Origin of the sequence: Halomonas litopenaei (assembly GCF_003045775.1) — a bacterium.
Taxonomy (GTDB): Bacteria; Pseudomonadota; Gammaproteobacteria; order Pseudomonadales; family Halomonadaceae; genus Halomonas; species Halomonas litopenaei.
In genome coordinates this window covers 1-24,568 of record NZ_PXNS01000022.1, presented here as the reverse complement: position 1 = coordinate 24,568, position 24,568 = coordinate 1, and the positions used below count along the sequence as shown (strand labels likewise).

Annotated in this window: 18 protein-coding genes and 3 pseudogenes; 9 read left to right on the top strand and 12 right to left on the bottom strand. The window is 57.6% G+C overall.

The genetic code is table 11. The annotated features are described in order from the left end of the window. Nucleotides 1-2: 2 nt before the first annotated feature. A complete protein-coding gene (locus tag C6W88_RS20730) occupies nucleotides 3-1,124 on the top strand; it encodes a pyridoxal phosphate-dependent aminotransferase (RefSeq protein ID WP_108133862.1) in 1,122 nt (373 codons plus the stop codon). A 249-nt stretch (nucleotides 1,125-1,373) separates the two neighbouring features. On the opposite strand, the gene C6W88_RS20725 is transcribed toward C6W88_RS20730, so the two are convergent. Continuing rightward, nucleotides 1,374-2,201: a 2OG-Fe dioxygenase family protein gene (locus tag C6W88_RS20725; protein ID WP_108133861.1), complete on the bottom strand. Its 828-nt coding sequence runs from the start codon at nucleotides 2,199-2,201 to the stop codon at nucleotides 1,374-1,376. A gap of 297 nt (nucleotides 2,202-2,498) precedes the next feature. On the opposite strand from C6W88_RS20725, the pseudogene C6W88_RS20720 reads away from it, so the two are divergent. Together C6W88_RS20720 and C6W88_RS20715 are read left to right on the top strand one after the other, a co-directional pair. Continuing rightward, nucleotides 2,499-4,316, top strand: a pseudogene (locus C6W88_RS20720) (putative bifunctional diguanylate cyclase/phosphodiesterase). 216 nt (nucleotides 4,317-4,532) lie between these two features. Continuing rightward, nucleotides 4,533-5,336, top strand: coding sequence for a lipopolysaccharide biosynthesis protein (locus C6W88_RS20715; RefSeq protein WP_108133860.1), 804 nt, complete (start codon nucleotides 4,533-4,535; stop codon nucleotides 5,334-5,336). A gap of 175 nt (nucleotides 5,337-5,511) precedes the next feature. On the opposite strand, the gene C6W88_RS20710 is transcribed toward C6W88_RS20715, so the two are convergent. Both C6W88_RS20710 and C6W88_RS20705 read right to left on the bottom strand, forming a co-directional pair. Next, nucleotides 5,512-6,855: a UDP-glucose dehydrogenase family protein gene (locus C6W88_RS20710; RefSeq protein ID WP_108133859.1), complete on the bottom strand. Its 1,344-nt coding sequence runs from the start codon at nucleotides 6,853-6,855 to the stop codon at nucleotides 5,512-5,514. 164 nt (nucleotides 6,856-7,019) lie between these two features. Next, the gene (locus C6W88_RS20705; RefSeq protein WP_108133858.1) at nucleotides 7,020-8,018 is read right to left on the bottom strand and encodes an NAD-dependent epimerase; all 999 of its coding nucleotides are present in this window, start codon (nucleotides 8,016-8,018) and stop codon (nucleotides 7,020-7,022) included. A 195-nt stretch (nucleotides 8,019-8,213) separates the two neighbouring features. Between C6W88_RS20705 and C6W88_RS20700 the strand changes: the two genes are divergently transcribed. Together C6W88_RS20700 and C6W88_RS20695 are read left to right on the top strand one after the other, a co-directional pair. Then, nucleotides 8,214-9,320 (top strand): glycosyltransferase, encoded by a 1,107-nt coding sequence (locus C6W88_RS20700; RefSeq protein WP_108133857.1) that lies wholly within the window; start codon nucleotides 8,214-8,216, stop codon nucleotides 9,318-9,320. A gap of 3 nt (nucleotides 9,321-9,323) precedes the next feature. Continuing rightward, on the top strand, nucleotides 9,324-10,058 hold the full coding sequence (locus C6W88_RS20695) for a lipopolysaccharide kinase InaA family protein (RefSeq protein WP_108133856.1): 735 nt from the start codon (nucleotides 9,324-9,326) through the stop codon (nucleotides 10,056-10,058). Here C6W88_RS20695 and C6W88_RS20690 read toward each other — a convergent pair. From C6W88_RS20690 to C6W88_RS20675, 4 genes are all read right to left on the bottom strand, one after another. Then, complete coding sequence (locus C6W88_RS20690) at nucleotides 10,022-10,933, bottom strand: glycosyltransferase family 2 protein (protein ID WP_181248702.1); 912 nt, start codon at nucleotides 10,931-10,933, stop codon at nucleotides 10,022-10,024. The two genes, C6W88_RS20695 and C6W88_RS20690, sit on opposite strands and share 37 nt — an antisense overlap. 56 nt (nucleotides 10,934-10,989) lie before the next feature. Next, on the bottom strand, nucleotides 10,990-12,117 hold the full coding sequence (locus tag C6W88_RS20685) for a glycosyltransferase (RefSeq protein WP_108133854.1): 1,128 nt from the start codon (nucleotides 12,115-12,117) through the stop codon (nucleotides 10,990-10,992). 189 nt (nucleotides 12,118-12,306) lie between these two features. Then, nucleotides 12,307-13,329 (bottom strand): UDP-glucose 4-epimerase GalE, encoded by a 1,023-nt coding sequence (gene galE / locus C6W88_RS20680; protein ID WP_108133853.1) that lies wholly within the window; start codon nucleotides 13,327-13,329, stop codon nucleotides 12,307-12,309. A 76-nt stretch (nucleotides 13,330-13,405) separates the two neighbouring features. Continuing rightward, entirely contained in the window at nucleotides 13,406-14,545 is a 1,140-nt protein-coding gene (locus tag C6W88_RS20675; RefSeq protein WP_181248701.1) for a glycosyltransferase, read from the bottom strand. A gap of 252 nt (nucleotides 14,546-14,797) precedes the next feature. Here C6W88_RS20675 and C6W88_RS20670 point away from each other — a divergent pair, with 252 nt between their 5' ends. The 3 genes from C6W88_RS20670 to C6W88_RS20660 all read left to right on the top strand — a co-directional run bounded on the left by C6W88_RS20670 (nucleotide 14,798) and on the right by C6W88_RS20660 (nucleotide 18,694). After that, nucleotides 14,798-15,985, top strand: coding sequence for a glycosyltransferase (locus C6W88_RS20670; RefSeq protein ID WP_108133852.1), 1,188 nt, complete (start codon nucleotides 14,798-14,800; stop codon nucleotides 15,983-15,985). Beyond that, complete coding sequence (locus tag C6W88_RS20665; protein ID WP_108133851.1) at nucleotides 15,969-17,273, top strand: PIG-L deacetylase family protein; 1,305 nt, start codon at nucleotides 15,969-15,971, stop codon at nucleotides 17,271-17,273. Before C6W88_RS20670 ends, C6W88_RS20665 begins: the two co-directional genes overlap by 17 nt. A 167-nt stretch (nucleotides 17,274-17,440) precedes the next feature. Beyond that, nucleotides 17,441-18,694 carry an IS256 family transposase gene (locus tag C6W88_RS20660; protein ID WP_108133850.1) on the top strand — a complete coding sequence of 418 codons (1,254 nt, stop codon included), beginning with the start codon at nucleotides 17,441-17,443 and terminating at the stop codon, nucleotides 18,692-18,694. On the opposite strand, the gene C6W88_RS20655 is transcribed toward C6W88_RS20660, so the two are convergent. Continuing rightward, nucleotides 18,639-18,887, bottom strand: coding sequence for an integrase core domain-containing protein (locus C6W88_RS20655; protein WP_108133849.1), 249 nt, complete (start codon nucleotides 18,885-18,887; stop codon nucleotides 18,639-18,641). The genes C6W88_RS20660 and C6W88_RS20655 overlap by 56 nt on opposite strands. Nucleotides 18,888-18,947: 60 nt before the next feature. Here C6W88_RS20655 and C6W88_RS20650 point away from each other — a divergent pair. Then, nucleotides 18,948-19,966, top strand: a pseudogene (locus tag C6W88_RS20650) (IS30 family transposase). Nucleotides 19,967-20,299: 333 nt separating this feature from the next. On the opposite strand, the gene C6W88_RS20645 reads toward C6W88_RS20650, so the two are convergent. The 4 genes and pseudogenes from C6W88_RS20645 to C6W88_RS21945 all read right to left on the bottom strand — a co-directional run. After that, nucleotides 20,300-21,664 (bottom strand): O-antigen ligase family protein, encoded by a 1,365-nt coding sequence (locus C6W88_RS20645; RefSeq protein WP_146164693.1) that lies wholly within the window; start codon nucleotides 21,662-21,664, stop codon nucleotides 20,300-20,302. Nucleotides 21,665-21,810: 146 nt separating this feature from the next. Beyond that, a complete protein-coding gene (gene galE / locus C6W88_RS20640; RefSeq protein ID WP_108133847.1) occupies nucleotides 21,811-22,824 on the bottom strand; it encodes a UDP-glucose 4-epimerase GalE in 1,014 nt (337 codons plus the stop codon). Nucleotides 22,825-22,841: 17 nt separating this feature from the next. Continuing rightward, the gene (locus C6W88_RS20635; protein ID WP_231498736.1) at nucleotides 22,842-24,125 is read right to left on the bottom strand and encodes a sugar transferase; all 1,284 of its coding nucleotides are present in this window, start codon (nucleotides 24,123-24,125) and stop codon (nucleotides 22,842-22,844) included. 310 nt (nucleotides 24,126-24,435) lie between these two features. Continuing rightward, a pseudogene (locus C6W88_RS21945) lies at nucleotides 24,436-24,568 on the bottom strand (IS30 family transposase); the annotation flags it as partial.

Here is a 24,568-nt window from a genome sequence, read left to right as displayed (position 1 = left end):
CCATGGCATCCGATACCCCCACCTTCGCCGACCACCTCTACTCCCCGGGACCGGACAACCCCTTCCCTGGCATCTGGGTGCTGAAGCGCCGTATCGGCAAGGAGATCCCCCACCGTCTGGGCTCCAACGAAGGCCTGGACATGCCCCATCGCGCCCTGCGCGAGCACTTCGGTGACGCCATGGTCGAGCACGTCTACTGCTACGGTGACTCCGAGGCCCTGGGCGTGCGCGAACGCCTCGTCCGGCTGCACGGCTTCGACCTGGACACCCTGCTGGTGGACGCCGGCTGCGACAGCCTGCTGGCGCTGGTGCTGCGGGCCACCGCCCCCGCCGGTACCAGCGTGGTCAGCTCCGCCGGCACCTACCCCACTTTCGGCTACTTCGCCAAGGGCCAGGGCTGCCGCCTGATCGAGGTCCACTACGAGGAGACCAGCGACCACCTGGCGCCGGACATCGACGCCCTGATCGACGCCGCCCACCGCCACCACGCCCGACTCGTTTACCTGGCCAACCCGGACAACCCCACCGGCTTCGTCCACGACGAGGCTACGGTCGCGCGGTTGCGTGACGCCCTGCCTGATGACTGCTGGCTGCTGCTGGACGAGGCCTACCACGACTTCCGCGACGACGCTGCCAAGCCCAGTTTTACCCGCGCCCTGCCGGGGGTAATTCGCTGTCGCACCCTGTCCAAGGCCCACGGCCTGGCCGGGCTGCGCGTCGGCTACGCCATCGCCGAGCCCGACACCCTGGCGATGCTTATGAAGGTGCGCATCCACTACGCGGTGTCGACCCTGAGCCTGGCCGCCGCCGAGGTGGTGCTGGACCACCAGGACGAGACCGACGCCCACATCCAGGCGGTGCTGGAGCGCCGGGCGCGCCTCGCCGAGCACTTTAAGGCGCTGGGCGCCGACGTGCTGGAGAGTGGTACCAACTTTATCGGCATTCGTCTGGCCGATGCGGAGCTGGCCAAGCGGGTCAACGCCGACCTGCTGGACGAAGGCAAGCTGATCGCACGCCCGGCTCACCCGGCCCTCGGCCATGTGCTGCGCATCACCGCCGTGGCCGACGCCCTCGAGCCCGGGCGACTTGCCCGCCTGGAGCAGGCGGTGCGTGAAGGAGTCTGAGGCCAAGGCTGAGGCGATGGAAAGTCAGTTCCCAGGCAAGGTTTCGATGGCAGGCGAGGTATCCACAAAAAGTACCGCCAGGCGACCGAGGTCGCCTGGCGGTACTGCTGGGGTGAAGTAAGCGCCGTAGGCCCTATCGCATGCCAGCATAGCAAGCGGCTGGCCCGGGCCCTCGACCCGGACCTCACCACGGACCCTCAACGTCGGTGAAACGCCACCGACGCCATCTTGCCAGGTGCACGCCGGCCTTCAGCTGGCGCTCTCCAGTATCGCTTCGTTCAACACCGCCTGGGGGAAGTGGCGGCGCAACATGCGATTCTGGAACTCGTCCACGAAGCAGGCGTTGATGATGATGATAAAGCGCTCGAAAGGGGCGCTTGGCTCGCACTGGGTGATCGCATCGACGCTATGGAACAGGCGATCGTCACGCAGGTGCAGCACCTCCCCCGGCGCCAGCGTCACCCGGCCGACTTCCTGCTGGCCGGTCTTGTCCCGATACAGGGTGTTCACCGCCCCGCTCACGTTGTCGCGGTTGAGCACCACGATGCTCAGGTACTTGCAGCCGTCGGCGTGGATGCCCTGCCCCTGCAACGGATCCACGGTGCCGTCACCACGTACACCCGTGATCTGCATCAGAATGGGCGCGCGGCGCTCGAGCCCCCATAGCTCCGCCCAGGCCTTGACGAACGCCTTGACGTCCTCGCGCTCGGTAAACTCGGGCAACAGCGGCTCGTAGTAGCGCAGCCGATCCGCCATGCTGGCGGCGTCATTGAAGCGCCCGCCCTGGGCCATGGGACACTCGCCCAGGGTTTCAACCTCACCCTCGTCGTTCAGGTGCAGCCAGGACATACGCTTCCAGCGGCGATTGACGTAGGGGTCCCGCGGCAGGTCGCCGAGAAATGACTGCCAGGCGGACAGATCAATATGCGCCAGGCGCGTCTTGCTCCAGGACTGAGAGGCGACCTCCTCAAAGACAGAGAAATCCCAGTACCCGGATTCAGGAATCCGGAGCCCAACGTTGATCGTCTCGATGGCGGCAAGATGCCGACATTGTACGACTTTCTGCACTATTTTCATGTCATTAACCTCGGTTTTGTGCACAAACGTGTGCACTTCATGGATGTTGCATATGCAACACCGAGGATCATGTGGAGCGCCCACACAGTGGTCAAATACCGGGAACGAAGAAACTTCGTTGACCAACTTGCTGCCAAAAGAGAGTATCTGCGACGTTTATTCCGATAATGGAAAAACTCATTCCGTCGTTTGGTACTCGCTGCTAGCGACAATTTGTACGACACTGCCGATATATGCGGATTCGTTACTTTTGTTCGGGCACACCCTCTGGCACACCTCGCTGCCCCTGCTCAGGAAATGACGCCATTGCACATCGGTGACAGATTCCACACACCACGCTCGACCGCTGCCGATGCCGGCAGCGGCGGAGAGAACGCCCTCCCGCTGCCGTCCCTGACGCTCAGCGACTGGCGCTTTCGTGAACTGCTGATGAGCCTTTCACGCGTCGCGGTGCAGGGGTACGACAGGGACAGGCGCGTCATCTACTGGAATGGCGCCAGTCAGGCGCTGTATGGCTACAGCGAGCAGGAAGCCCTGGGCAAGCGTCTGGAACAGCTGTTGATACCCGAGGCCATGGTGGACGCGGTGATCGATGCTCACCAGGCGTGGGTCCACCGGGGCGTGGAGATCCCCGCCGAAGAGCTCGAGCTCAAGCACCGTTCCGGCGCCAGCGTACCGGTCTTTTCCCACCACGTGATGCTGGGCCAGGAGACCGACAATCCGCTGATGTTCTGTATCGACATCGACCTGGCGGGTGAGCGCAAGGCGCGTCGCGATCTGGACTACATGACGCGCTTCGACCGCCTGACCGGCCTGCCCAACCGCCACGCCTTCGAAATCGAGCTCAAGCGGACCCTGGCAGAGTGTCGGCGCCACAACGACAGCCTGTTGATCCTGTTTGTCGACCTCGACCACTTCAACGAGATCAACGACACCCATGGCTACGACTGCGGCGACAAGGTCATCCGCCAGGCCGCCAACCGCCTGCAGGCCTTCCGGCGCAGCGATGACCTGCTCTGCCGCTTCGGTACCGATGAGTTCGTACTGGCCCTGCCCCAGGTTGACATGGCCACCGACGCCATACAGGTGGCCGAGCGCCTGCTGGAAAGCCTCTCCCGCCCGATGCGGGTGGACGGCCGCGAACTGAGAATCCACGCCTCGATTGGCATCAGCACCTTTCCCGACAATGGCAGCGAGGTGCAGGAACTGGTGGGCAGTGCCGACGCCGCCAAGACCCGGGCCAAACTCACCGGCCGCAACACCTACCAGTTCTTCAGCCCCGAAGCCCACGCGGCGATAGTGCGCCAGCACACCATCGCCGAACGCCTACAGCGCCTGCTCGACCAGGACGGCGGCGGCGAGCTGGGCCTGGTCTACCAGCCCCAGGTGGCTGCCGCCAGCGGGCATATCGACTCCCTCGAGGCGCTGCTACGCTGGACGACCCGGGAAGGTGAAGCCATCTCCCCCGCGGAATTCATCCCGGTGGCCGAGCGCAGCGAACTGATCAAACGCCTGGAGACTTGGGTGCTGCACAAGGTGTGCGAGCAGCAGCGCCAATGGCGCACCGAGGGCAGCCGCCAAGTGCGCGTGGACGTCAACGTCTCCGGGCGTCACGCGGTCATGCCCGGCATGTTCGAGGCCTTCGCCTCCTGCGTTGCGTCATACGGCCTGGGGCCTCGCGAGATCGGCATCGAACTCACCGAGAACGTGCTGATCGAGGCCGGCCAGGACGTGCTGGACAGCCTGCGCCGCCTCTACGACTAGGGTTACAAGATCGCCATCGACGACTTCGGTACCGGCTTCTCATCCATGAGCTACCTCAAGGTGCTGCCGATCACCGCGCTCAAGATCGACCGCACCTTCGTCGCCGAGTGCACCCAGGACCCCAGGGACAGGGCGATCATGGAAGCCAGCATCTTTCTTGGCCACCGCCTCGGTCTCGAGGTCGTCGCCGAAGGCGTCGAAACCGACGAGCAGCAGGCGCTACTGCAGGAAATGCGCTGCGACCTGCTCCAGGGCTTCTACTACCACCGCCCCATGGATGCCGAACTGGCGGCGAGGCTGTTGCGTGCCGACAAGTCGGCACTTTCGCCAACAGGAAAGACGAGTCACTAGGCGCGCTCTCATCCGGATGCCCCTCTTCTCACCAACCATTGCGCGCCAGCCCTTTCATAGCCTCTCTTGCACGCAGGCGCTTGCGCGATACAGCGGCTTCTGTATCCTCTGCAAGGCACCTCGCAATGAATTGTGCCATCAACTTTCTACATAACATTGAACACTCCGCCACCGACTCCTCGGACACGGCGTAGCGCGAGCAAGGACCCCACTGCAATGGCAAACACCCCCACCCAACCTCCGGAGCACTACTATCCAAGGCCACCGGCGGATGACGAGATATCGCTGGTTGATATCACCCTGATTCTGGTCAGGCGCTGGAAGATGATGGCAGGGGTGTTTGTGGTCATCGTGCTGCTGGCGCTCGCCTTTGCGCTGACCAAGGCCAACAGCTACCGCTACGTGTCGGTCTACCACGTGGCCGAACGCCACCCCAGCGGTGACGCCGGTGTCGGGTTGCTGGAAACCCCGGAGAGTGTGGTCGCCAAGATCGACAACTACTACTTCGACATGGTGACAAGCCAGTTGCTGGAGGAAAAATCCCTCGACAAGCTCGGCTTCGAGACCACCGCCAAGGCGCCAGAAAACGTGGCCTTCCTGACCCTCGTCTCAGAGGCTGGAGAAGATCGCGCCGAACTGGTCACCGAGTATCATCAAAAGCTTCTGGACACGGTCAAGGCCGACCAGGATGAGCTTGTCGCCAAGCGTCGCCAGACCCTGGAGCAGCAGCTCGCCAGCGCCAACGAGAGCCTGGAGGCCGCCAAGGAGTCAACTTCGGAGAGTGCCGCCGAACTGGTGGCCACCTACACCGGGAATGTGGTCGACATCGAAGAGAAGCTGGCCTACCTCGCCGAAGGCAATATTCAGCGCGTAGCGGCCCAGAGTCGCGAGCCCGTGGGTACCAGCAAGGCCCTGATCATGGCTCTAGCCATCGTGCTGGGCGGCATGCTGGCGGTGATGGCCGCCTTCCTGGCCGAATTTGCCGGCACGGTGCGCAAGGCGTCAGCCCGCAAGGACTAAGGACCTTTCGCTCCCGCCAGGCGGACATCAGCGCCAATAGCAAAACGCCCCGAAGGCCACGGCCTTCGGGGCGTTTTTCTTTCGGGCTATTTTCTTCGAGCTAGCAGGCCAACACGGGATACGCCTCGCCTGCTGTAAAACGCTTTCCGAATGGAGACTTCTCCATCAGCGTTCTTTATGCAACACCTTCCAGCGAATCACCACGACCGACGGCGTAGTACATCAGCCCGGCACGACGCACGCTCTCGGGGTCATAGAGGTTGCGGCCATCCACCACCACCGGCATCGACAGCTGGTCCTTGAGCCAGGGGAAGTCCAGCGAGCGGAACTCCTTCCACTCGGTGCAGATGACCAAGGCGTCGGCCCCTTTGACGGCCTGAATGCGATCCCCCGCCAACATCAGATCATCACGCTCGCCGTAGATGCGACGGGTCTCGCCCATGGCTTCAGGGTCATAGGCCTGGACCCTGGCGCCAGCCTCCCACAGGGCTTCCATCAGGGTACGGCTGGGCGCGTCACGCATATCATCGGTATTAGGCTTGAACGACAGCCCCCAGATGGCGATGGTTCGACCCTTGAGGTCACTGTCAAAGGCGTTGGCCAGCTTGGCGAACAGTGTCTGTTTCTGGCGCTGGTTTACCGCTTCCACCGCCCCCAGCAGTTCGGCCTCGTAGTCCACCTCTCGGGCGGTGCGAGCCAGAGCCTGGACATCCTTGGGGAAGCAGGAGCCGCCGTAGCCACAGCCAGGGTAGATGAAGTGGTAGCCGATCCGCGGGTCGCTGCCGATTCCGCGACGCACCTGCTCCACGTCGGCGCCAAGACGCTCGGCCAGGTTGGCGATCTCGTTCATAAAGCTGATCTTGGTGGCCAGCATGGCGTTGGCTGCGTACTTGGTCAGCTCCGCCGCCCGCACGTCCATGAACATCAGCTTTTCCTGCAGACGGATATAGGGCGCGTAGCACTCCCGCATCAGCTGCTTGACCTTGTCGGAGTCGGTACCGACCACGATACGCGCACCGTGGGCAAAGTCCTCGATGGCCGCGCCTTCCTTGAGAAACTCAGGGTTGGAGCAGACGTCAACGTTCAGGCTGACACCACGCTGCTCTAGCTGGGACTCCACCATCGCCTTGACCCGATCGGCGGTGCCCACCGGCACGGTGGACTTGTCGACCACCACCTTGTCGTCCTGCATATGCTCACCGATGGCCTTGGCCACCGCCAGCACGTACTGCAGATCTGCGCTGCCGTCCTCATCCGGTGGAGTGCCCACGGCGATAAACTGCAGCACACCATGGTTGACCGCCTTGGCGGCATCGGTAGTAAACTTGAGCCGCCCCGCCGCCACATTGGCCTTGACCATGGGCTCAAGGCCCGGCTCGAAGATCGGGATCTCCCCGCCTTCGAGGCGTGCAATCTTGTTCTCATCCACGTCCATGCAGATGACATCGTGACCGACGTCCGCCAGGCAGGTCCCGGTGACCAGACCCACGTAGCCGGTGCCAAAAATGGTGATCTTCATCCCTTGTCACTCACTGAAATTTTTGATCGGCAAAGGATAGCAATCCCGCCCTGCAAATGGCACAGCCGTTTCCTTGCATGGGTCAAATGGGATAGCGCGAGCACCTGCAGGCACAACCTATCGCCCTTTGCCCCCCCTGGGCTGACACATGTCTGACACATGGCTTACACCGCGTAGAACCGGCGATACCAATCGACAAAGCGCTTGACGCCTTCCTCCACCGGCATCTGCGGGCGATACCCGGTTGCCTGATACAGCGCCTCGGTGTCCGCCCAGGTACGCGGCACGTCACCCGGCTGCATGTCCTTGTAGTGGCAGATCGCCTCTCGCCCCACCGCCTTCTCGATGGCACGAACGAAGTCCATCAGCGACACGGGACTTCCACAGCCGATGTTGTAGAGCGCGTAGGGGGCAGAGGCCGTATCGGTGGTGACCTCGGTGCTGCCACGAGGGGTCGGCACCACGTCCAGCACGCGTACGACGCCCTCGACGATATCGTCGATGTAGGTGAAGTCCCGGGACATGTCGCCATGGTTATAGACGTCCATGGGCCGGCCTTCCAGCACCGCCCGAGTAAACTTGAACAGCGCCATGTCAGGACGCCCCCAGGGCCCATAGACGGTAAAGAACCTGAGCCCGGTGGTGGGTAGGTCATACAGGTGGGAGTAGGTATGGGCCATCAGTTCGTTGGCCTTCTTGGTGGCCGCATAGAGGCTGATGGGGTGGTCGACGTCATCGTCGGTGGCAAAGGGCACCTTGTCGTTGGCGCCGTAGACCGAGCTGGACGAAGCGTAAACCAGATGTTCTACCTTGCCATGGCGACAGCCCTCCAGCACATTGAGGTGCCCCACCAGGTTGGCGTCAACGTAGGCGTGGGGATTGTCGATGGAATATCGCACACCAGGCTGTGCGGCAAGATGGATGACTCGATCGAAGCGCTCCTGCTCGAACAACGCTGCGACCTCCGCCCGATCGGCCAGGTCGATCTTGAGGAAGCGCACATCCTCACAGGCCGCCAGGTCATCAAGGCGTGCCTGCTTGAGGGCGATATCATAGTAGTCATTGAGGTTGTCGACACCGACAATTCGATGGCCCGAACCGCTGAGCCGCTTTGCCACGGCATGGCCAATAAAGCCTGCCATACCGGTAATCAGGAGTTTCATCGCAGAGTCCTTGCCAAGTGCGCTCCCATTGTAACGCGACATCCGGCAAAACGCTGCGCGTCACATCGCGAATCACTTGGACGTGGCTACCCAAAGCATCCACTGCTAGGCCGAAAGGCGACCCTTTGCGTGTTGGCTTTTCGGCTATGGTAGGATTCGCGACGATCCAACGTCGCCAGCCCAGCAGGAGCCGCCGTGAACCATCAGCGAATCGCCTTTGTTATCGAAGACCTCTACGGAGGCGGCGCCCAGAAGTCGCTTTTGTACACGGCGGACCAGTTGCGCCAGCGTGGTCACGCCGTCAAGGTCTTCACCCTGCGCGACAAGGTGGAGCACCGCCTGCCGGACGGCCTCGATATCGAGAACCTGGCGGTGGTCACGCGCCTGACCAAGGCGACTTCCACGGTATTGACCGAAAAGTGGCAGGCCCGCAAGGTCCAGAAGGCCCTTGAAACCTGGCGGCCAGAGGTGGTGATCTCCTGCTCCTGCGACAAGATCACCCGCCACCTGGACTGGCCCAACCTCTACTTCTGGATCAAGTCCGACGTCAGCGCCAAGTTCAGCGACCCGGCCGCCCGGGAAAAGGCCTTTGCCAAGGTGCGCCGCTTCTACGGCGGGCGCAAGGTGATCGCAGTGTCCAAGGGCGTCAAGGAAAACCTCGAGCAGGTGGTGGGACTTGAAGCCGAGACGATCATCCCGATCTACAACCCCTACGAGCGGGAGCCCTTTGTCGCAATGGCAGATGAGCCCCTTAACCTGCCACCAGGGGTCGAAAAAGGCCGCTACCTGTTGTCGGTCGCCGCCATCGAGCCGCGCAAACGCCAGGACCGCCTGCTGCGGGCCTATCGCCAGGCCCGGGACGAGCATGGCCTCGATGTGCCCCTGGTGCTGCTGGGCAAGGGCAAGCCAGAAAATGAACAACGACTGAAGGCCATGATCGGCGAGCTGGGGCTCGATGATCACATCCACTGGCTTGGCTATACCGCCAACCCCTACCCCTACATACTAAACGCCCTTGCCATGGTACTGACCTCGGACGCCGAAGGCCTGCCACGGGTGCTGATCGAGGCGCTGCTGCTGCACACACCAGTGATCAGTGTCGACTGCCCGAGTGGCCCGAAGGAGATCCTGACCCAGGAACTCGAAGACTTTCTGGTGGCACGCGATGACGAGGCAGGGCTTGCCAGCGCCCTGGCGCGCATGGCCGAGGCGCCCGTCACCATCGAACCGCGCCACTATCAGCAGTTTCTCACACAAAACGTGCTGCCGAAGTTCGAAGCCCTGCAGTCAGGTTCAGCCTGAACCATGCAGCTTCTGGATATTCCCTTCAACGACCGGCGCCGGCGCTACCTGATGTTCCACACCCGGGACCTGCCGGAGCGTCTTGCGCTGTCTCAGACCACGACAACCGCCGCCTTCGAGGCGGTGGGCTCCAGCCACTTTTTTGTCTCCCAGGACGGCAGAATTCTGGCCAAGGTGGTGCCGGACAAGTTCTCGAAGACGCTTGAGCCCTTCAAGTGGTTGACGCGCGACTACCTCGAAAAACGCTGGCTGGGCCAGTCGGATGCGCGCAAGGAATACCTCAGCATGCGCATCCTCAAGCAGGCGGGACTGCGCACACCACGGTTCCACGGCTGGGGGTTGAGCCTTAATCCGCTCAACAGAAACGCCTCACTTCTGTTGATGGAACGGGTCAGCGGTGCAACAACGGCGGGCGATGTGTTTGATCAACTCCCCCGCCCTCAGCAGAAAAGCTTTCTCGACAAGTTCAGCAAAGAGGTGGCCCAACTGGCCCGGGCAGGCTTTGTCCACCGGGACCTTCACTTCAACAACCTGCTGATCGATGAGCAGGGTGACTTTACCTGGGTCGACGCCCACGTCAGGCCCCTGCCACGCCAGACGGCCAAGCGATGGCGCCTGCTGGAAGACTCGCTGACACCCAACAAGCTGCGTGGCCACGACAACCTCAAGGAAGTCTCCAACCGACTCCACCACTACCTGGATCAGTTCGACGGGGATCTCAGCCAGGACAGCAGGTAGCGTTTCAGCCAACGCGAACTCGGCGAAAGCTCTCCCTGACGGACGCTGCGTCGCAACACCTCGCGGAACTGAGAATACTGACCTGTGCGGTACAGGGCACTGAGGTAGGTGGATACGCCTCGACTGACCAAGTCCTTGAGCAGGTCAGGTTCCACGCGCTCCTGCACCTCGGTGTTGGTGCGCACGGCGTCGATAAAGTGATAGCCCTGGCGGGCGATACGTTCATGGTGATTGCGGGCACGCACGTCACCGAGGTCGTGCATCCTCGAACAGGCCTGGCCACAGTATCTGGCGTTGACGCGACACAGTGCCCGGATAAAGAACTCCACGTCCTGTTTCTGTCGCAGGTCTTCGCGGAACCCGTCCAACGCAAAAAACCGCTCGCGCGAGATCATGAATGCGTTGGTGTGAAGCCAGCCACGGTCCTTCAGATAGTCGTGAAGCGAGATGTCTACGCCCTTCTCGACGGTGCCGGGAAACAGCACCTCGGACTTGCCCGCAACGATGTTGCCACCAAAGGCGATGCCATCAAATTCAGGGTCTTCAATAAACACCGAGACCCGGCTCTCGATGGAGCCCGGCAGAAGCTCGTCGTCGGAATCAAGAAAACAGACCCACCGTCCCCGCGCAGCTCGCGCCCCCACATTGCGGGCAGCGCCCTGACCGGCATTCTGCTCAAGCTCGATAACGCGCAGCCCTTCCCGCTCACCGGCCAGGCCGCGCAGCATCTCGCCAGAGCCATCGGTCGAGGCGTCGTCGACCACGATACACTCGAGATTCGGGTAATCCTGGCTCAGCACGGAGTCCAGGGCACGTACGACCGCATCGCGACGGTTGTACGAAGGAATAACGACGCTGACACCGTATTGCTCCACAGCCTTGCCACCACCTGAAGAAAAATTCGCGGCGGAGTATAACAAGATGTGCCGCGTCAGGGGGGCAAATCAGCTGCACCTCTATGGTCGTCGCTAAGCGCCAGGTAACGCTCGACGACGTTCTCCAGCCGATAGTGCTCGCACTGAGTGGCATCAATCTGCGGCGTGTCCTTCACCAGGCGGGCGATACAGGCCGCAAATGACTCGATGCTGTCGAGGGGCACGAGCCAAGGCGTCAAATCACCTGTCAGTATCTCTGCCGGGCCGGTGGGACAATCGACGCTGATAACAGGGGTCTGGCAGGCCAAAGCTTCGAGCAGAACAAGCGGAAACCCCTCATAGTCGGAACTCAGGAGAAGCGCACGCGCCCGATCGATATACGGATAGGGATTTTCCCGGAGCCCCAGGGTCAGGACTCGCCCCTCCAACTGGCGCTTTTTTACCATCGACCTGACCTCGTCGAGCCCCGCCCCTCCACCTACCATGATCAATGGCAAGGCGGTGCCACTGGCCAGGTAGGCGTCGAGCAGCCGGTCCAGCCGCTTCTGGCGAATATCCATTCGCCCGACATAGATGAGGTAGTCGTCAGGCACGTCATCGACGGCACAGCCCGCCAAGCGACGAATATTGTCGATGGCGACCGGATTATGGATGGCCACGCCACAAGACGGCGTCACCCCAAAGTGCAGACACAATCGATCCAGCATCGCCTGAGATACGGTGACCAGCTTGCGGCCCTGGTACAAGGCGCGCACCTTGCGCTTCTTCAATAACCGCGAGAAGCCATGTTTGTTACCGAGAAAGCCAATCACCGGGTCCGCATGCAGGCAATACCAGGCGACGTCCCTGAGCCGCGAGCGGGATACCACCTGATGAGCATGGTGCAGGTGCGCATAAACCAGATCGAAGGCGTGCTCTTGTTCCTTCAACCAGCGATCCAGCTTCTTCGCGTGGGCCCGATAGCGCATCCATTTGCTGAGGTTCCCTTTGACCACATAGGGCATGGTCACCAGGTGCACCTCAGCAGGCAGACGATGACTCTGGCGGTCACTCAGGATCAGCAGGGTGACCTCTGCACCGGCATTGACCATGCCAGCGATCAGATCCCTGACCACTACAGGCGCTCCGCCTGAGTCCAGGTGATCCACGATAAAAAGAACGCGTAATACGCTGCCAGAAGACATGCAGGAAGCATCCGATCAAGAAAGGAGCTCCCTATCATCAGCGGCTTCTTGCGTTCACCAGAACAGATATTTGGCCCTACCGCGCGTGACTGATGTGCTTAAACACAAAACAAGCGTTCTAGCGCAGTTTTTACAGTATTAGACGGGAGTCGCAGCCATGAGCCACGCCAGCCAAACTAGAGGTCACAACTAGCCTCCATATCCCTCAGGGTTGGCCGACTGCCAACGCCAGCTATCCCGCATCATGTCTTCCAGCGTTTTTTCGGCGCTCCAGCCAAGCTCCAATCTTGCCTTCGAGGCGTCTGCCCAGAAGGCAGGCAGATCGCCTTCACGACGCGAAACGATGCGATACGGTACCCGCTGCCCCGTCACCTGCACGAAGGAACGGACCATTTCAAGAACCGTCGTGCCCCTGCCGGTGCCCAGGTTATAGGTTGCGACACCCGACGACGTCATCCCCTTCTTTGCCTCCAGTGCCTTGACGTGGCCCACGGCCAGATCCACCACGTGCAGATAGTCGCGCTCGCAGGTGCCGTCCCGGGTTGGATAATCATCCCCGAAGATGGACAGCTCCGGCAGACGCCCCACCGCCACCTGGGAGATAAACGGCAGCAAGTTGTTGGGGATTCCCTGGGGATCCTCGCCGATGCGCCCGGAGGGATGCGCGCCGATGGGATTGAAGTAGCGAAGCAAGGACGCAGACCAGCGACTGTCGGCCCGGGCCAGATCCTCGATCATCTGCTCCACCACGGCCTTGGTCGCGCCATAAGGGTTGGAAGGTCTGCCTCGTCCCATGGCTTCGACGTAAGGCACCGGAGCGTCCTCACCGTAGACCGTGGCGGAAGAACTGAACACGATCGATCTGACCCCAGCCTCCTCCATGGCCTCGAGCAAGCGCTGGGTGCCGATGACGTTATTGTCGTAGTAGGAAAGCGGCTGCCGATAGCTTTCGCCGACGGCCTTCAGGCCCGCAAAATGGATCACCGCTTCCACCGAGTGCTTGGCAAAGGCCCTGTCCAGACAGGCGCGATCACGAATATCACCGCGCACCACCGGCACCTTCTGCCCGACCAGTTCTTCGACCCTGGTGATCGCCCTGGGTGAGCTGTTGCAGAAGTTATCGTAGACAACGACCTCATGCCCGGCGGAGATCAGCTCGACCAGGGTGTGGGTCCCGATATAGCCGGCTCCACCGCTGACCAATACCTTCATTCTATTCGTCCTTACGACATTGTCTGGCAGTTACCATATCCACTGCCAAAATTAAAAAAAGTCTTAACTGCTATCTTCAGCGCGCAACGAAGGCCTGTGCCACCCGCTCCGGCCTGAAGTCGTCAAGCCACTGCTCCCGTACTTCAGGCTTGGGCCCTTCGAGCGCAGCGGTGATTCCATCGGCGAGAGCTTCCTCGCTACGCTCGACCAGGCTGGTCTCGAGCTCACCCTTGAGAATCTCTCGCACGCCCCCCGGGCAGTCCACCGACAATACCGCCGTCCCACAGGCCAGCGCTTCGAACAGCACAATACCCATGCCTTCAAAACGCGAGCTCAGCACAAACAGCCGAGCGTGACGCATCCAGGGGTATGGATTGTATTGATTTCCAGCGAAGATGACCTTGTCAGCGATGTCTAATTCGTTCGCCAAGGCCACCAGGCTATCTCGTTCCTGACCATCCCCTACCAGCACCAGCGGCAGGCTCGTACCGGATCGCGCATAGGCACGCAGCAGCAGGTCGTGCCCTTTGGCCGGCACCAGACGCGCCACGTTCAAAAGGTATGGCTCGGATGGTATCGCATCATTGGCTTCGAGCATCGCCTCACGGATCGAGCGCAGCGGGCAAGGGTTGGGAATCACCGTGAGAGAGCGAGGGCGAAACTTCCAGAGTGTCTGCGCCTTGCGCAAGCTGTCTGCCACCCCCTGAGACACTGCCACCAGATCCCGACGATGATAGAGGCAGCGCGCAAACAAGGCTTTGCGACGGCTGGCGCCATTGAAGTGGAAGATATTTTCGAGCACGTAGCGGGCCCGCCTGTCGCGAAAGCTCCAGACCAGCTCGAAGGTGCCGATGCCCCGAAACACGATGCGGTCTACTCTTCCGTGCTCTTGCTCGAAGCGCTTCAACCAGTGCCGGAACACGACGCCGCCCATCACCCCAAGCCCCAAAAAAAGCGCCCTGCCCATCAGCGGGTTAAGTAACAAGCGGGCCAACACCTCGAGACCATAGCCGACCAGCGTCAATCGATTACGCTGCTGCAGTGGCAAGTGATGCACCTTGACCCCGGAATGCTCTGGCCTCAGGGGCCGTTTCACCTTACGAAAATGCACCAGATGGCTTTCATAGCCTGCTTCATGGAAGGCATCTGCAAGATTGACCGCCACCCGCTCCATCCCGCCCATCTTGAGGGATCTCACCACCACCAGCGTTCTCATGATAGGCGCCCTTGTGTCCTGCGATCGCAAAAGTGAACAATGAGACCACATAATGCTATGCAGGTTCGAGCCACCCCCTCTCGAAACATCAACGGCGATGCTTCCTCTCCACCTCTACCCTTTACTCCATGGGCGCCCGATCTCCACTGGGCCGACTATGCTGGATCATAAACTGCGCTATTTCGGCCATTCGCACCGACCAATCACCTGCTAAACTAACGAAAAATCAAAGAAAAAGCTGGGACCGGGAGCATGAAGGACAAAAAGCGCGTATTGCTCGTGCTAAGAAGAATGGGCATGGGCGGGATAGAGCAGGCCACAAGAACCCTTGCAAAGGCGCTGCAAAGCGCCGGCCACGAGGCCCATCTGCTGGTCCTCAAGGGGGAAGTCTCGTCAGCCGATAGAGAAACCTGCCGGCTCCACCAATACGACGTAGACCGCGAGAGTCGCCAGGGCCTAGGTCGCTTCATTCATCTTGCCGACAAGACGCTGTTGTCTCCCCTTATCAAGCAGTCGGGATTCGTCTGGCGCGGCAGGCGCTGTTCGATCGCCTTCAAAGACTATGTGGCAGCGCTGGAAGCTCAACATGGTCGTTTCGACCTGATCCTGATTCGAGGCCAAGGCGCCTTCGAAAACCTTTGGGCGTTCGATGACGAACGCACATGGCGCGTCGTCGAGGCCGTGACAGGGCGATTTCCAAACACCGCCAAAGGCCGCTGGCTAACGAGAACCTTGTACCAAGGCAAGCAACTACTTCACGTCTCCAGAGGCGTGCAGCAGGAGGTCGGCGATTATCTGGATCGCCAAGGCGTCGAGGTGACCAGAAGCGAGCTTCTCTACAACGCGGTACCGATCGAAGACATACGCCGCAAGGCAACAGAATCGGCAGAACCGGCCATCTCCTGCCCCTACCTGGTACATGTTGCACGACTCGTTCCAGTGAAGAACCAGCAGCGGCTGCTCAAGGCCTACCACCAGGCGGTGAATCAAGGCCTCGACCACGATCTGGTGATCATCGGCGATGGCTCCGAGCGTCGCCACCTTGAAGAAATGACCCTGGAACTCGGCCTTGCCGCCCGAGTCCACTTCTTGGGCCAACGGGACAACCCCTACCCTTGGATGAGAGACGCAACCGCCTTGGTGCTCAGCTCCGACTTCGAGGGACTTGGCATCGTATTGGTCGAAGCCCTGGCCCTCGGCACCCAGTGCGTCGCCTGCAAGGTACCAGGCGGCATCAGCGAAGTGTTGACCGGCACACAGGCTAGACTGCTGGCCGAGCCCAGCGATACTGGACTTGCCGAAAAGATTCTGGAAGCCGTTCAAGACCCAGTCGTCATCGATGAGAACATGATCAAAGTATTTGAACCGCGAAGCGTTATCGCGCAACTTATGGCACTGACAGAAGCCCCTTCGGAACGCCTCTATGCCCACCCTGCGTGACCACCACCTCCCCCTTGCACCCGACTGGGAATGCAAGGCCACCATCGACGACAATGGCAATATTCAGTTGGCTGACCCCACCATTGCCTCACTAAACCCGGGCGACGTTCAACCCAACACCTGGATGCTGGAGGTACGCTACCGGGCGACGTCACGCTGGAAGTTGCCGGCAGTTACCATCTTGGACCGAAGCAACAGCCAAGTTACAGAACTGTTTACCCAGTATCTCGAGCCCAACGAGACCGGCAAACGCCTAATCAACCTCACAGGCATGGTGTCACTCGACCAACTCCAGTTAACGCTGAAACATCTGACGCTAGAGCGCGATGCCACCCTTTTAGGTTTTCGCAATCCGGACCTGGCGAGCGGACCGATCCTTATCATCGCGCCCCACCCTGATGACGCCGAACTCGCTGCCTTTGGTGTCTACAGCCAGCACCCCAAGAATACCTGGATCGTCACCCTCACCGCGGGCGAGCGCCTTAAGCGCCTCGACAAGCAATATTGGCCAGGGCTCGACGATTCACTCGCAGAAGCCTCACAACGCAAAGGCTTTATTCGTGCCTGGAATAGCGCCACCACCCCGCTGCTCGCCGGTGTGCCGGTAGAGCAACTCGTCATGCTAGGCTACTTCAACGACACCCTTGCAGATCTGTATGAAAAGCCAGACACCGTCGTGCCCTCTTACTCAGCACCGATGCTCAAGCCAGATGCTTATCGTATTTGGAACAAGTTGTCTCTACCCACTGACGGACAGTCGCGTAACACTGGCCAAAATCTTCAGAGCGATCTCGCAGCGCTCCTGGCCAGTATCAAGCCGAAAACGATTATCACGCCCCACCCGGACATCGACCCCCACGCCGACCATATCGCCAGTACTCGGCACCTGCAGGCCGCTATCGAGCACAGCGGACATGTCCCTGTCCACCTGTTGCTCTACGCCAACCATCTGAAGAGCACCCGCGGCTTCCCCAGAGGGCCCGCTCACGCCGGTGCAGGCGTATGGCCAACTTATGTCACCAAACAATCACCTCGAAACGACAGGATCGCCAGCTTTCCACTAAGCACCGGAGTCCAGAAACAAAAAGCCCTGGCACTGCACTCCATGCACGATCTTGGAGGCACGCCAGGGCTTGAGCGACAACTGAAACGAAAGCTTAAGAGGTTACTGAGCGGAATCCCCTCCGCAGACTGGAGTGACTACAGCGGTCACGACTACTTCCAGACTCATATAAAGACTCACGAAAATTTCGTGCTACAGAAAATAGACCAAAGCTCGCCGACCTGAACCAGGCGGCCTCAATGAGCAAGTGCAACACCTGACCGATCAGGTACGTTATCGCTATGACTCATTGGAGCTATGGTGATTTCTGGTGTACGGGAGGAGGTCGGAAGGGTGGCGTATCCTGTTGATTGATCACGACCAAGATCTCAATCAACACGAGTGGATACGCCATGACCGATTCTACCCTCCGAGCCCTATCGCAGCCAGAACCCGAGGTCGCCGACCCGTTGCACGAGTTGCTGCGCCAAGGGGCCCGAGACCTGATCGCCAAGGCCGTAGAGGCCGAGCTGGCTACCTTCCTGGCCCAGTATGCCAACACGACCCTGGAGGACGGTCGGCAAGCTGTGGTGCGCAATGGCTATTTGCCGGAGCGCACCGTGCAGACCGGCATCGGTGACGTCACCGTCAAGGTGCCCAAGGTGCGGGACCGGAGTGGCGGCAAGGCCTGCTTCAACAGCACCCTGTTGCCGCCTTACCTGAAGCGGGCCCGCAGCGTCGAGGAGCTGATTCCCTGGCTCTATCTCAAGGGCATCTCCACCGGCGATTATCAGGAGGCTCTGTCGGCTCTGCTGGGTGACCAGGCGAAGGGCCTGTCGGCCAATACGGTCTCGCGATTGAAGGCCCAGTGGCTCGACGAACACAAGGCCTGGTGTCAGCGGGACCTGGCGGACCGCCGCTACGTCTACTGGTGGGCCGATGGCGTCTACAGCAACGTGCGTCTGGATGACCGCCTGTGTTTGCAGGTGATCGTTGGCGTCACGGCACATGGCCGCAAGGAACTGGTTGCCGTCGAGGATGGCCATCGCGAGTCGGAAGCCAGCTGGAAAGAGCTGCTCACGGGCCTACAAGAGCGTGGCCTGACGGAATCCCCCAAGCTGGCGATCGGCGACGGTGCGCTGGGCTTCTGGAAGGCACTGAGCAAGATATATCCAGCCACGGCGCACCAGCGTTGCTGGGTTCACAAGACCGCCAATGTGCTGAACAAGCTGCCCAAGTCGGTGCAGCCCAAGGTCAAGGCCGACCTTCACGAGATCTGGATGGCTGAGACGCGCGAGGCAGCCCATCAGGCCTTCGACCGCACGCTGAAGCGCTTTGGCGCCAAGTATCCCCAGGCGATGGAATGCCTGGCCAAGGATCGGGATGAACTGCTGGCGTTCTACGACTTTCCGGCAGAGCACTGGGTGCACATCCGCACTACCAACCCGATCGAGTCGACCTTCGCCACGGTCCGTCTAAGGACGAAGCGCAGCCGGAACTGCGGCTCCCGGGATACGACCCTGGCGATGGTCTTCAAACTGCTCCAGACCGCCCAGAAACGCTGGAGGCGGATCAAGCACTTCCAGAAGTTGGAGCTGGTCGTCAGCAACGTCAAGTTCCAGGACGGGGAGCAGGTAGCCGATCAATCAGACAGGAATGCGGCCTAACCGCCATCCACCAGATTTGACGATAACTCCGCTCTTCGTTGTAGTACCTGATCCAGCGACTGATGACGGCCCTGGCCTGGCCCAACGATTCAAAGCGATGGAGCCAGATGCACTCCTCCTTCAAGGAGCGGAAGAAGCGCTCTACGAGCCCGTTCTGTTCCGGTGTATATGGCGTCGTGAACTCTTGGGTCAGGCCATAGGGGCGGTCTCAATGAGCAAGTGCAACACCTGATCGATCAGGTACGCTATCGCTATGACTCATTGCAACCACCACCTTACTGCTGAAGAACGTGCCACCATCATGCTGATGCGTGAAGGACACTCGATACGCTCCATCGCCAAGTACCTTGGGAGAGCTGCCAGCACGATTTCTCGGGAACTGGCTCGGCATGCGGTACCTTCTCATGCTGGCTATGACGCCAGTCTGGCGGGTTTCAGGGCCACGCTGACGCGACATCGAGCACGACGACAATCGAAGTTGCGCCTTGGTACGCCTCCCTTCGATCTGGTGACCTACCTGTTACGCAAGTACTGGTCTCCTAGGCAGATAGCCATCACACTAAACGCATGTATCCAAATGACCCTACACGTCAGATCTCTCACGAGGCCATCTACAACGCGCTCTATGTGATGCCCCGAGGCTCGCTGAAAAAAGAGCTCATTGCTTGCCTTCGGCAGGGGAAGGGAAAGCGGCGTCCGCGCAGTCGTGGCAAGGATCGTCGCCGCCAAATTCCTGACTTGGTCAGTATTCATCTCCGGCCGCCTGAGATCGAAGATCGGTTGATGCCCGGGCATTGGGAAGGCGACCTCATCATGGGAGCCAGCAACCGTTCTGCCATAGGCACGTTGGTCGAGCGCACGACACGCTTCGTCATCCTGGTGAAAATGGACGGTACGACCGCAACGGATGCGATGGTCGGCTTTAGTGACAAATTGAACTGTGTTCCACGCTCACTACGGCTGTCGATGACCTACGACCAAGGGATCGAGATGGTCAAGCATGCCGAAATAACCCAACGTACCGGGACAGCCATCTACTTCGCCGATCCACACAGCCCGTGGCAACGTGGGTCGAACGAGAATACCAATGGTCTGCTTCGACAGTATCTGCCCAAGGGAACGGACCTATCGACCTACACCCAGGAGGAGCTCGATGAGATCGCAGACTCACTCAATACCAGGCCTAGAGAGACGTTGAACGCCAAGACGCCTCTGGAGGTATACGCAGAGGTTCTCCAGAAGTCAGTGCCCGGATCTCCGACACTCCAATAGTGTTGCGCTTGTAGTTTGAGACCGCCAGGCCTTTACCGTACCTGTGTAGTGACGACTACTGAACACAAGCCCATTATCAGAGCGAAGGGCCAAGGGGTCATTACATAACTCACTCATGGTAGGTGTCCACTAATGAATAGGTGGACACCTACCGTCTCGGAATTCGGGGCTCAGCGGTAGATTGGGTCACCGGACGCTTACCAATACCAAGTCTAGAGAGACGTTGAACGCCAAAACGCCTCTGTAGGTATATGCGGAGGTTCTCCAGAAGTCAGTGCCCGGATCTCCGACACTCCAATAGTGTTGCGCTTGTAGTTTTAGACCGCCCCACCATCAAGAAGTTAGCTTCTTTCGACCTGGGAAAACCGATTTACCTGACTCCAGCTGCCACCGCCAGATAAAGGTAACAACTACTCCCATCACGACATTTTGGATGTAGGACCCCGTCCAGAAGAAGCTATAGGATTCAAATAGGCTAACAATGAAATAGTAGACAAAAAATGCCCAACCAAAGGCAAAAACTTCCGTAGGCATAACGCCAGCACGCCAGGCCTTCCAGCTTCCTAACCCAGTCCATATAACAAGAACAAGAATGACAGACAACCCCAGAAAGCCGTAGCTCACCAAGAAATCCAGCAAAGTACTATGAAGATGGCCGTATTCATTTTTGACCCACCGAGGTAGCCAGACAGTATGGTCTATCACCAAACCTCTACCATCCCCTCCCCACCCAACAATAGGACGCTCGAGGATCCATTCTACTCCTGCCCGCCAAGTGTGAAGACGGTTGCCGATACTACTGTAAGGCACTTCTTCCCAGTTACCTTGCCATGCATTCGCCATAACCGATTTCTCCGCTGCAATCCGTTGACCGAGCGTATCCTTGAAGACTAAACCACCGGTGCCAGCCACGACCACCATACAGAGTACTACTATTACTCCTTGCCTTCTTAAGCTCCGTGAAGCCCTTCCCGTCAAAACAGCGACAATAAAAATAGCAATAAAAATCAGTAATGTGAATACCAGAGACAACCATACTGCACGAGTTTGTGTTATCAGAACACCAAGCAAACAAATGCAGAAAACGACTATCCAAATGGGTCCCATGACCAACGGACATTTATTCGATAAAAAGAAACGCCTAGAGAAGCATAGAAGGCCAATGACAGCGACACCAAAGAACATAGATGTATGTTGTGCATTTCGTATTCCCAAGTCCATTCGCTGCCCCTTCAGCCCTCTCAACCACTCATCAGCTGCGCCTTGAAATAAGAAACAAGCGGCCAAAAAACCAAGTAGAGCGAACAGCAAAAGGGTCTCGGTGTTTCGCCTCATCCCACCAAGCCAAAAAGCCACGCCGACAAAAAGGAACCACTTCCCTAGCCTATCTAGTTCAGGATTATCTGGCAACCAATCTGGGTGATGAAAATATCCGGCCATCCAACTTACTAACTGAACAGTGACCACCCCCAACAAGCACAGAAAAACAGTATTCTTCCTGAGTGACGACCGTGTCCAAAAAATGACGAACAAAGCAACCAAGGCTATTGCTGTTCCTGATTTCTGCCCTATGTCAGGCAGACATATCCGAAAAGAACTATAAAAAAAAGTCAGCACCAGAAAGATACCGGCCATCCATTTCGGACAATACCCTACCGAAAAACCAAATGAAAATATACTTTTCTTATCTGTTATCACTTAAAAAACCAGAATTAGACTTACTATAAACCTGATCCACTAAAAAGTCGACCATAACAAATTCCAAGCCAGGCTGCCAATCAACAAACTTACATAACTTCCCCCCCAAAGTAACCGATTGCCAACAAGACAAAAAAACAGAAATCTTAAGAGTACCCATTAGGATTTTTTACCTGCCAGTTCCAAGTATCTCTGACCATATCAAATATATTATTCTTTGCTTTCCAACCCAGATCTGATTCAGCTTTAGATGGATTTACCCAACATTCGGCCACGTCGCCTTTCCTTCGATCGACAAAACGATAAGGAATTTTTTTCCCTGAAGTTTGCTCAAATGCTCTGATCATTTCTAGAACTGATACTCCGCATCCCGTCCCCAAGTTCCAAACACCGGTACCTGGTGACTCGCTGATTTTTTTCATTGCAGCAAGGTGACCGTCCACAAGGTCACTAACATGGATATAGTCACGAACACCGGTTCCATCGATTGTTGGATAGTCGTTTCCGTATACGGAAAGAAAGTCGCGCCGTCCAACAGCCACCTGCGCGATGTAAGGTACCAAGTTGTTTGGAGGACCTTGCGGATCTTCTCCGATCCTTCCGCTTACATGAGCACCTACTGGATTAAAATACCTTAGTAATGCAATAGACCAACTAGAATCAGAAACTACCAGATCATTTAGGACCTCCTCGACCATAAGTTTAGAGCGACCATATGGATTCGACGGGTTGCCAGTAGGAGTACTTTCATCTATTGGCATTCTCTCTGCATCACCATACACAGTAGCAGATGAGCTAAAAACTAGGCGCCTTACTCCAACCTGATTCATCGCCTCACAAAGTGATAATGTTCCACCAACATTGTTTTCATAGTACTCGATCGGTTTTTCCACACTTTCCCCGACGGCTTTTAAACCCGCGAAATGCAATACGTCGCTTACTTCATTCTCAATTAACAAGTTCTTGACCAGTTCTTTATCCCTAATATCACCCGGGACAAAAACACATTTTCTTCCAGAAATCTCAGAGATTCGCTTAATAGACTCCACAGATGAGTTAGATAAGTTATCTAAAACCACTACGTCAAAATCGTTCTCTAACAACGATAGGACCATATGAGAACCGATATAGCCAGCCCCACCCGTCACGAGAATACTCATACCATCACCTCTTAAAATTATTTCGCACCAAATCCTGTGAAAATCGTCTTCAAAGTTTTAAAAACTATGAGAATATCAAGCCAAAGAGAAAAATTTTTAATATAATAAAAATCATGCTGTATTTTAATGCGTGTATCATCCGCATCACTAGCATAACCTTGAACGACCTGTGCCCATCCTGTTATACCAGGCTTCACAACATGCCTATATATATAAAATGGAATCTCATCCTCAAACTTCTCAACAAAAGCCCTTTGCTCAGGTCGGGGACCTATCAAACTCATTTCACCCTTTATAACATTAAAGAACTGAGGCAGCTCATCAAGTCGTGTTTTTCTAATAAACTTACCTACTTTCGTAACCCTTATATCCTCTGATTGAGCTAGCCTAGCACCGTCCTTTTCCGAATCAAGACACATGCTGCGAAACTTATAAATCTTATATGTTTTATTTCCCTGGCCAACACGATTCTGTATAAAAAGTACTGGACCTGGGCTGTCCAGTTTTACCGCAATAGCAGTTAGGGCCATTATAGGCAATGTAATCGGAAAGGTTAACAATACTGCAAAAAAATCGCATATACGCTTAAATATGCTATAGGCCATTGAGGGAAGCAAAGATCCAATTTCATTTTCTGCAAGATGCTCAATCTGCACCCGCCCCGTAACAGACTCACTGATTTGCTTAACGTGGTAAACAGGAATATGATTAAGAGTACATTCTGCAAGAAATCGCTCCCACTCCGGGGTTAGCTCGTTCGATCTCAAATCAGCGACAATTCCATCATAGCGAACCCCTTGGAGATCAGGTTTTGTTAACTCTCTTATTTCACTAGCACTTGTATTGTTATCAAGAAGCACTCCCGCATTACCGACGGGGACAATGGCGAGCTTTATCCTCCGATAGCGAATACCAACAAAGTAACCAACGAAACACCAACCCAAAGTCAAAAGATATCCAGAAAAAAGAACTTGGCGAGAGTACCCCTCTCGAGAAAAAAACAAAACTGCAATTGCAAATAAAAATGCACTTGTCACTGTAGGAACAACATACGCTAATATCTGTACACCGGGGTGCCTGAGGAGCCTTCTCTGAGTAACGATAACAACTACAAAGGATACAACGATAGCCGTAATAGTATTTATACGCACGCTATTAAGCGAAAACCAAAAACCCCACCCCCACCTCTCAAGCGCAGGGAGTAAAGCAACAACAGCTAACCCGACCACAATTTGGAAAGGTAATGTCAGCAGGGCCATTTCATACCAGCGAGAATGACGACGTTCGTATATTCCTTTCACAACTTAACCTTTATGTCCTAGATTCATAGAATAGCTGCAACACTTTGGACCACGAGGTAGAGGCGGGAGGGTCAGCGCCGGTACTCTTCTCGGCTTGAAGTAGAGCATGAGATCCCCCTGCCTCATTCATCTGAGTGCTGAATGAGTTCGTTGCGCCGGAGAATCTCGGCATCGGCCGTCTTTACCCTTGGGTGGTCGCATGGTCGCCGGTTTTCCTATAACTAAATCGACCTTCTGGCGGCGCCTTTATCGCAGTTTTGCATCATCATCTGACTTCTGCGTAGGGCGGTCTCAAACTACAAGCGCAACACTATTGGAGTGTCGGAGATCCGGGCACTGACTTCTGGAGAACCTCCGCGTATAACTCAAGAGGCGTCTTGGCGTTCAAAGTCTCTCTAGGCCTGGTATTGAGTGAGTCTGCGATCTCATCGAGCTCCTCCTGG

Bases quoted from the DNA above. Each gene is read 5' to 3' on its own strand.
- C6W88_RS20705 (WP_108133858.1), bottom strand. From the start codon at position 8,018: ATGAAACTCCTGATTACCGGTATGGCAGGCTTTATTGGCCATGCCGTG.
- C6W88_RS20730 (WP_108133862.1), top strand. From the start codon at position 3: ATGGCATCCGATACCCCCACCTTCGCCGACCACCTCTACTCCCCGGGA.
- C6W88_RS20670 (WP_108133852.1), top strand. From the start codon at position 14,798: ATGAAGGACAAAAAGCGCGTATTGCTCGTGCTAAGAAGAATGGGCATG.
- C6W88_RS20675 (WP_181248701.1), bottom strand. From the start codon at position 14,545: ATGAGAACGCTGGTGGTGGTGAGATCCCTCAAGATGGGCGGGATGGAG.
- C6W88_RS20710 (WP_108133859.1), bottom strand. From the start codon at position 6,855: ATGAAGATCACCATTTTTGGCACCGGCTACGTGGGTCTGGTCACCGGG.
- galE (WP_108133847.1), bottom strand. From the start codon at position 22,824: ATGAGTATTCTCGTGACGGGTGGGGCTGGCTATATCGGTTCTCATATG.
- C6W88_RS20725 (WP_108133861.1), bottom strand. From the start codon at position 2,201: ATGAAAATAGTGCAGAAAGTCGTACAATGTCGGCATCTTGCCGCCATC.
- C6W88_RS20715 (WP_108133860.1), top strand. From the start codon at position 4,533: ATGGCAAACACCCCCACCCAACCTCCGGAGCACTACTATCCAAGGCCA.
- C6W88_RS20660 (WP_108133850.1), top strand. From the start codon at position 17,441: ATGACCGATTCTACCCTCCGAGCCCTATCGCAGCCAGAACCCGAGGTC.
- C6W88_RS20685 (WP_108133854.1), bottom strand. From the start codon at position 12,117: ATGTCTTCTGGCAGCGTATTACGCGTTCTTTTTATCGTGGATCACCTG.
- C6W88_RS20695 (WP_108133856.1), top strand. From the start codon at position 9,324: ATGCAGCTTCTGGATATTCCCTTCAACGACCGGCGCCGGCGCTACCTG.
- galE (WP_108133853.1), bottom strand. From the start codon at position 13,329: ATGAAGGTATTGGTCAGCGGTGGAGCCGGCTATATCGGGACCCACACC.
- C6W88_RS20665 (WP_108133851.1), top strand. From the start codon at position 15,969: ATGCCCACCCTGCGTGACCACCACCTCCCCCTTGCACCCGACTGGGAA.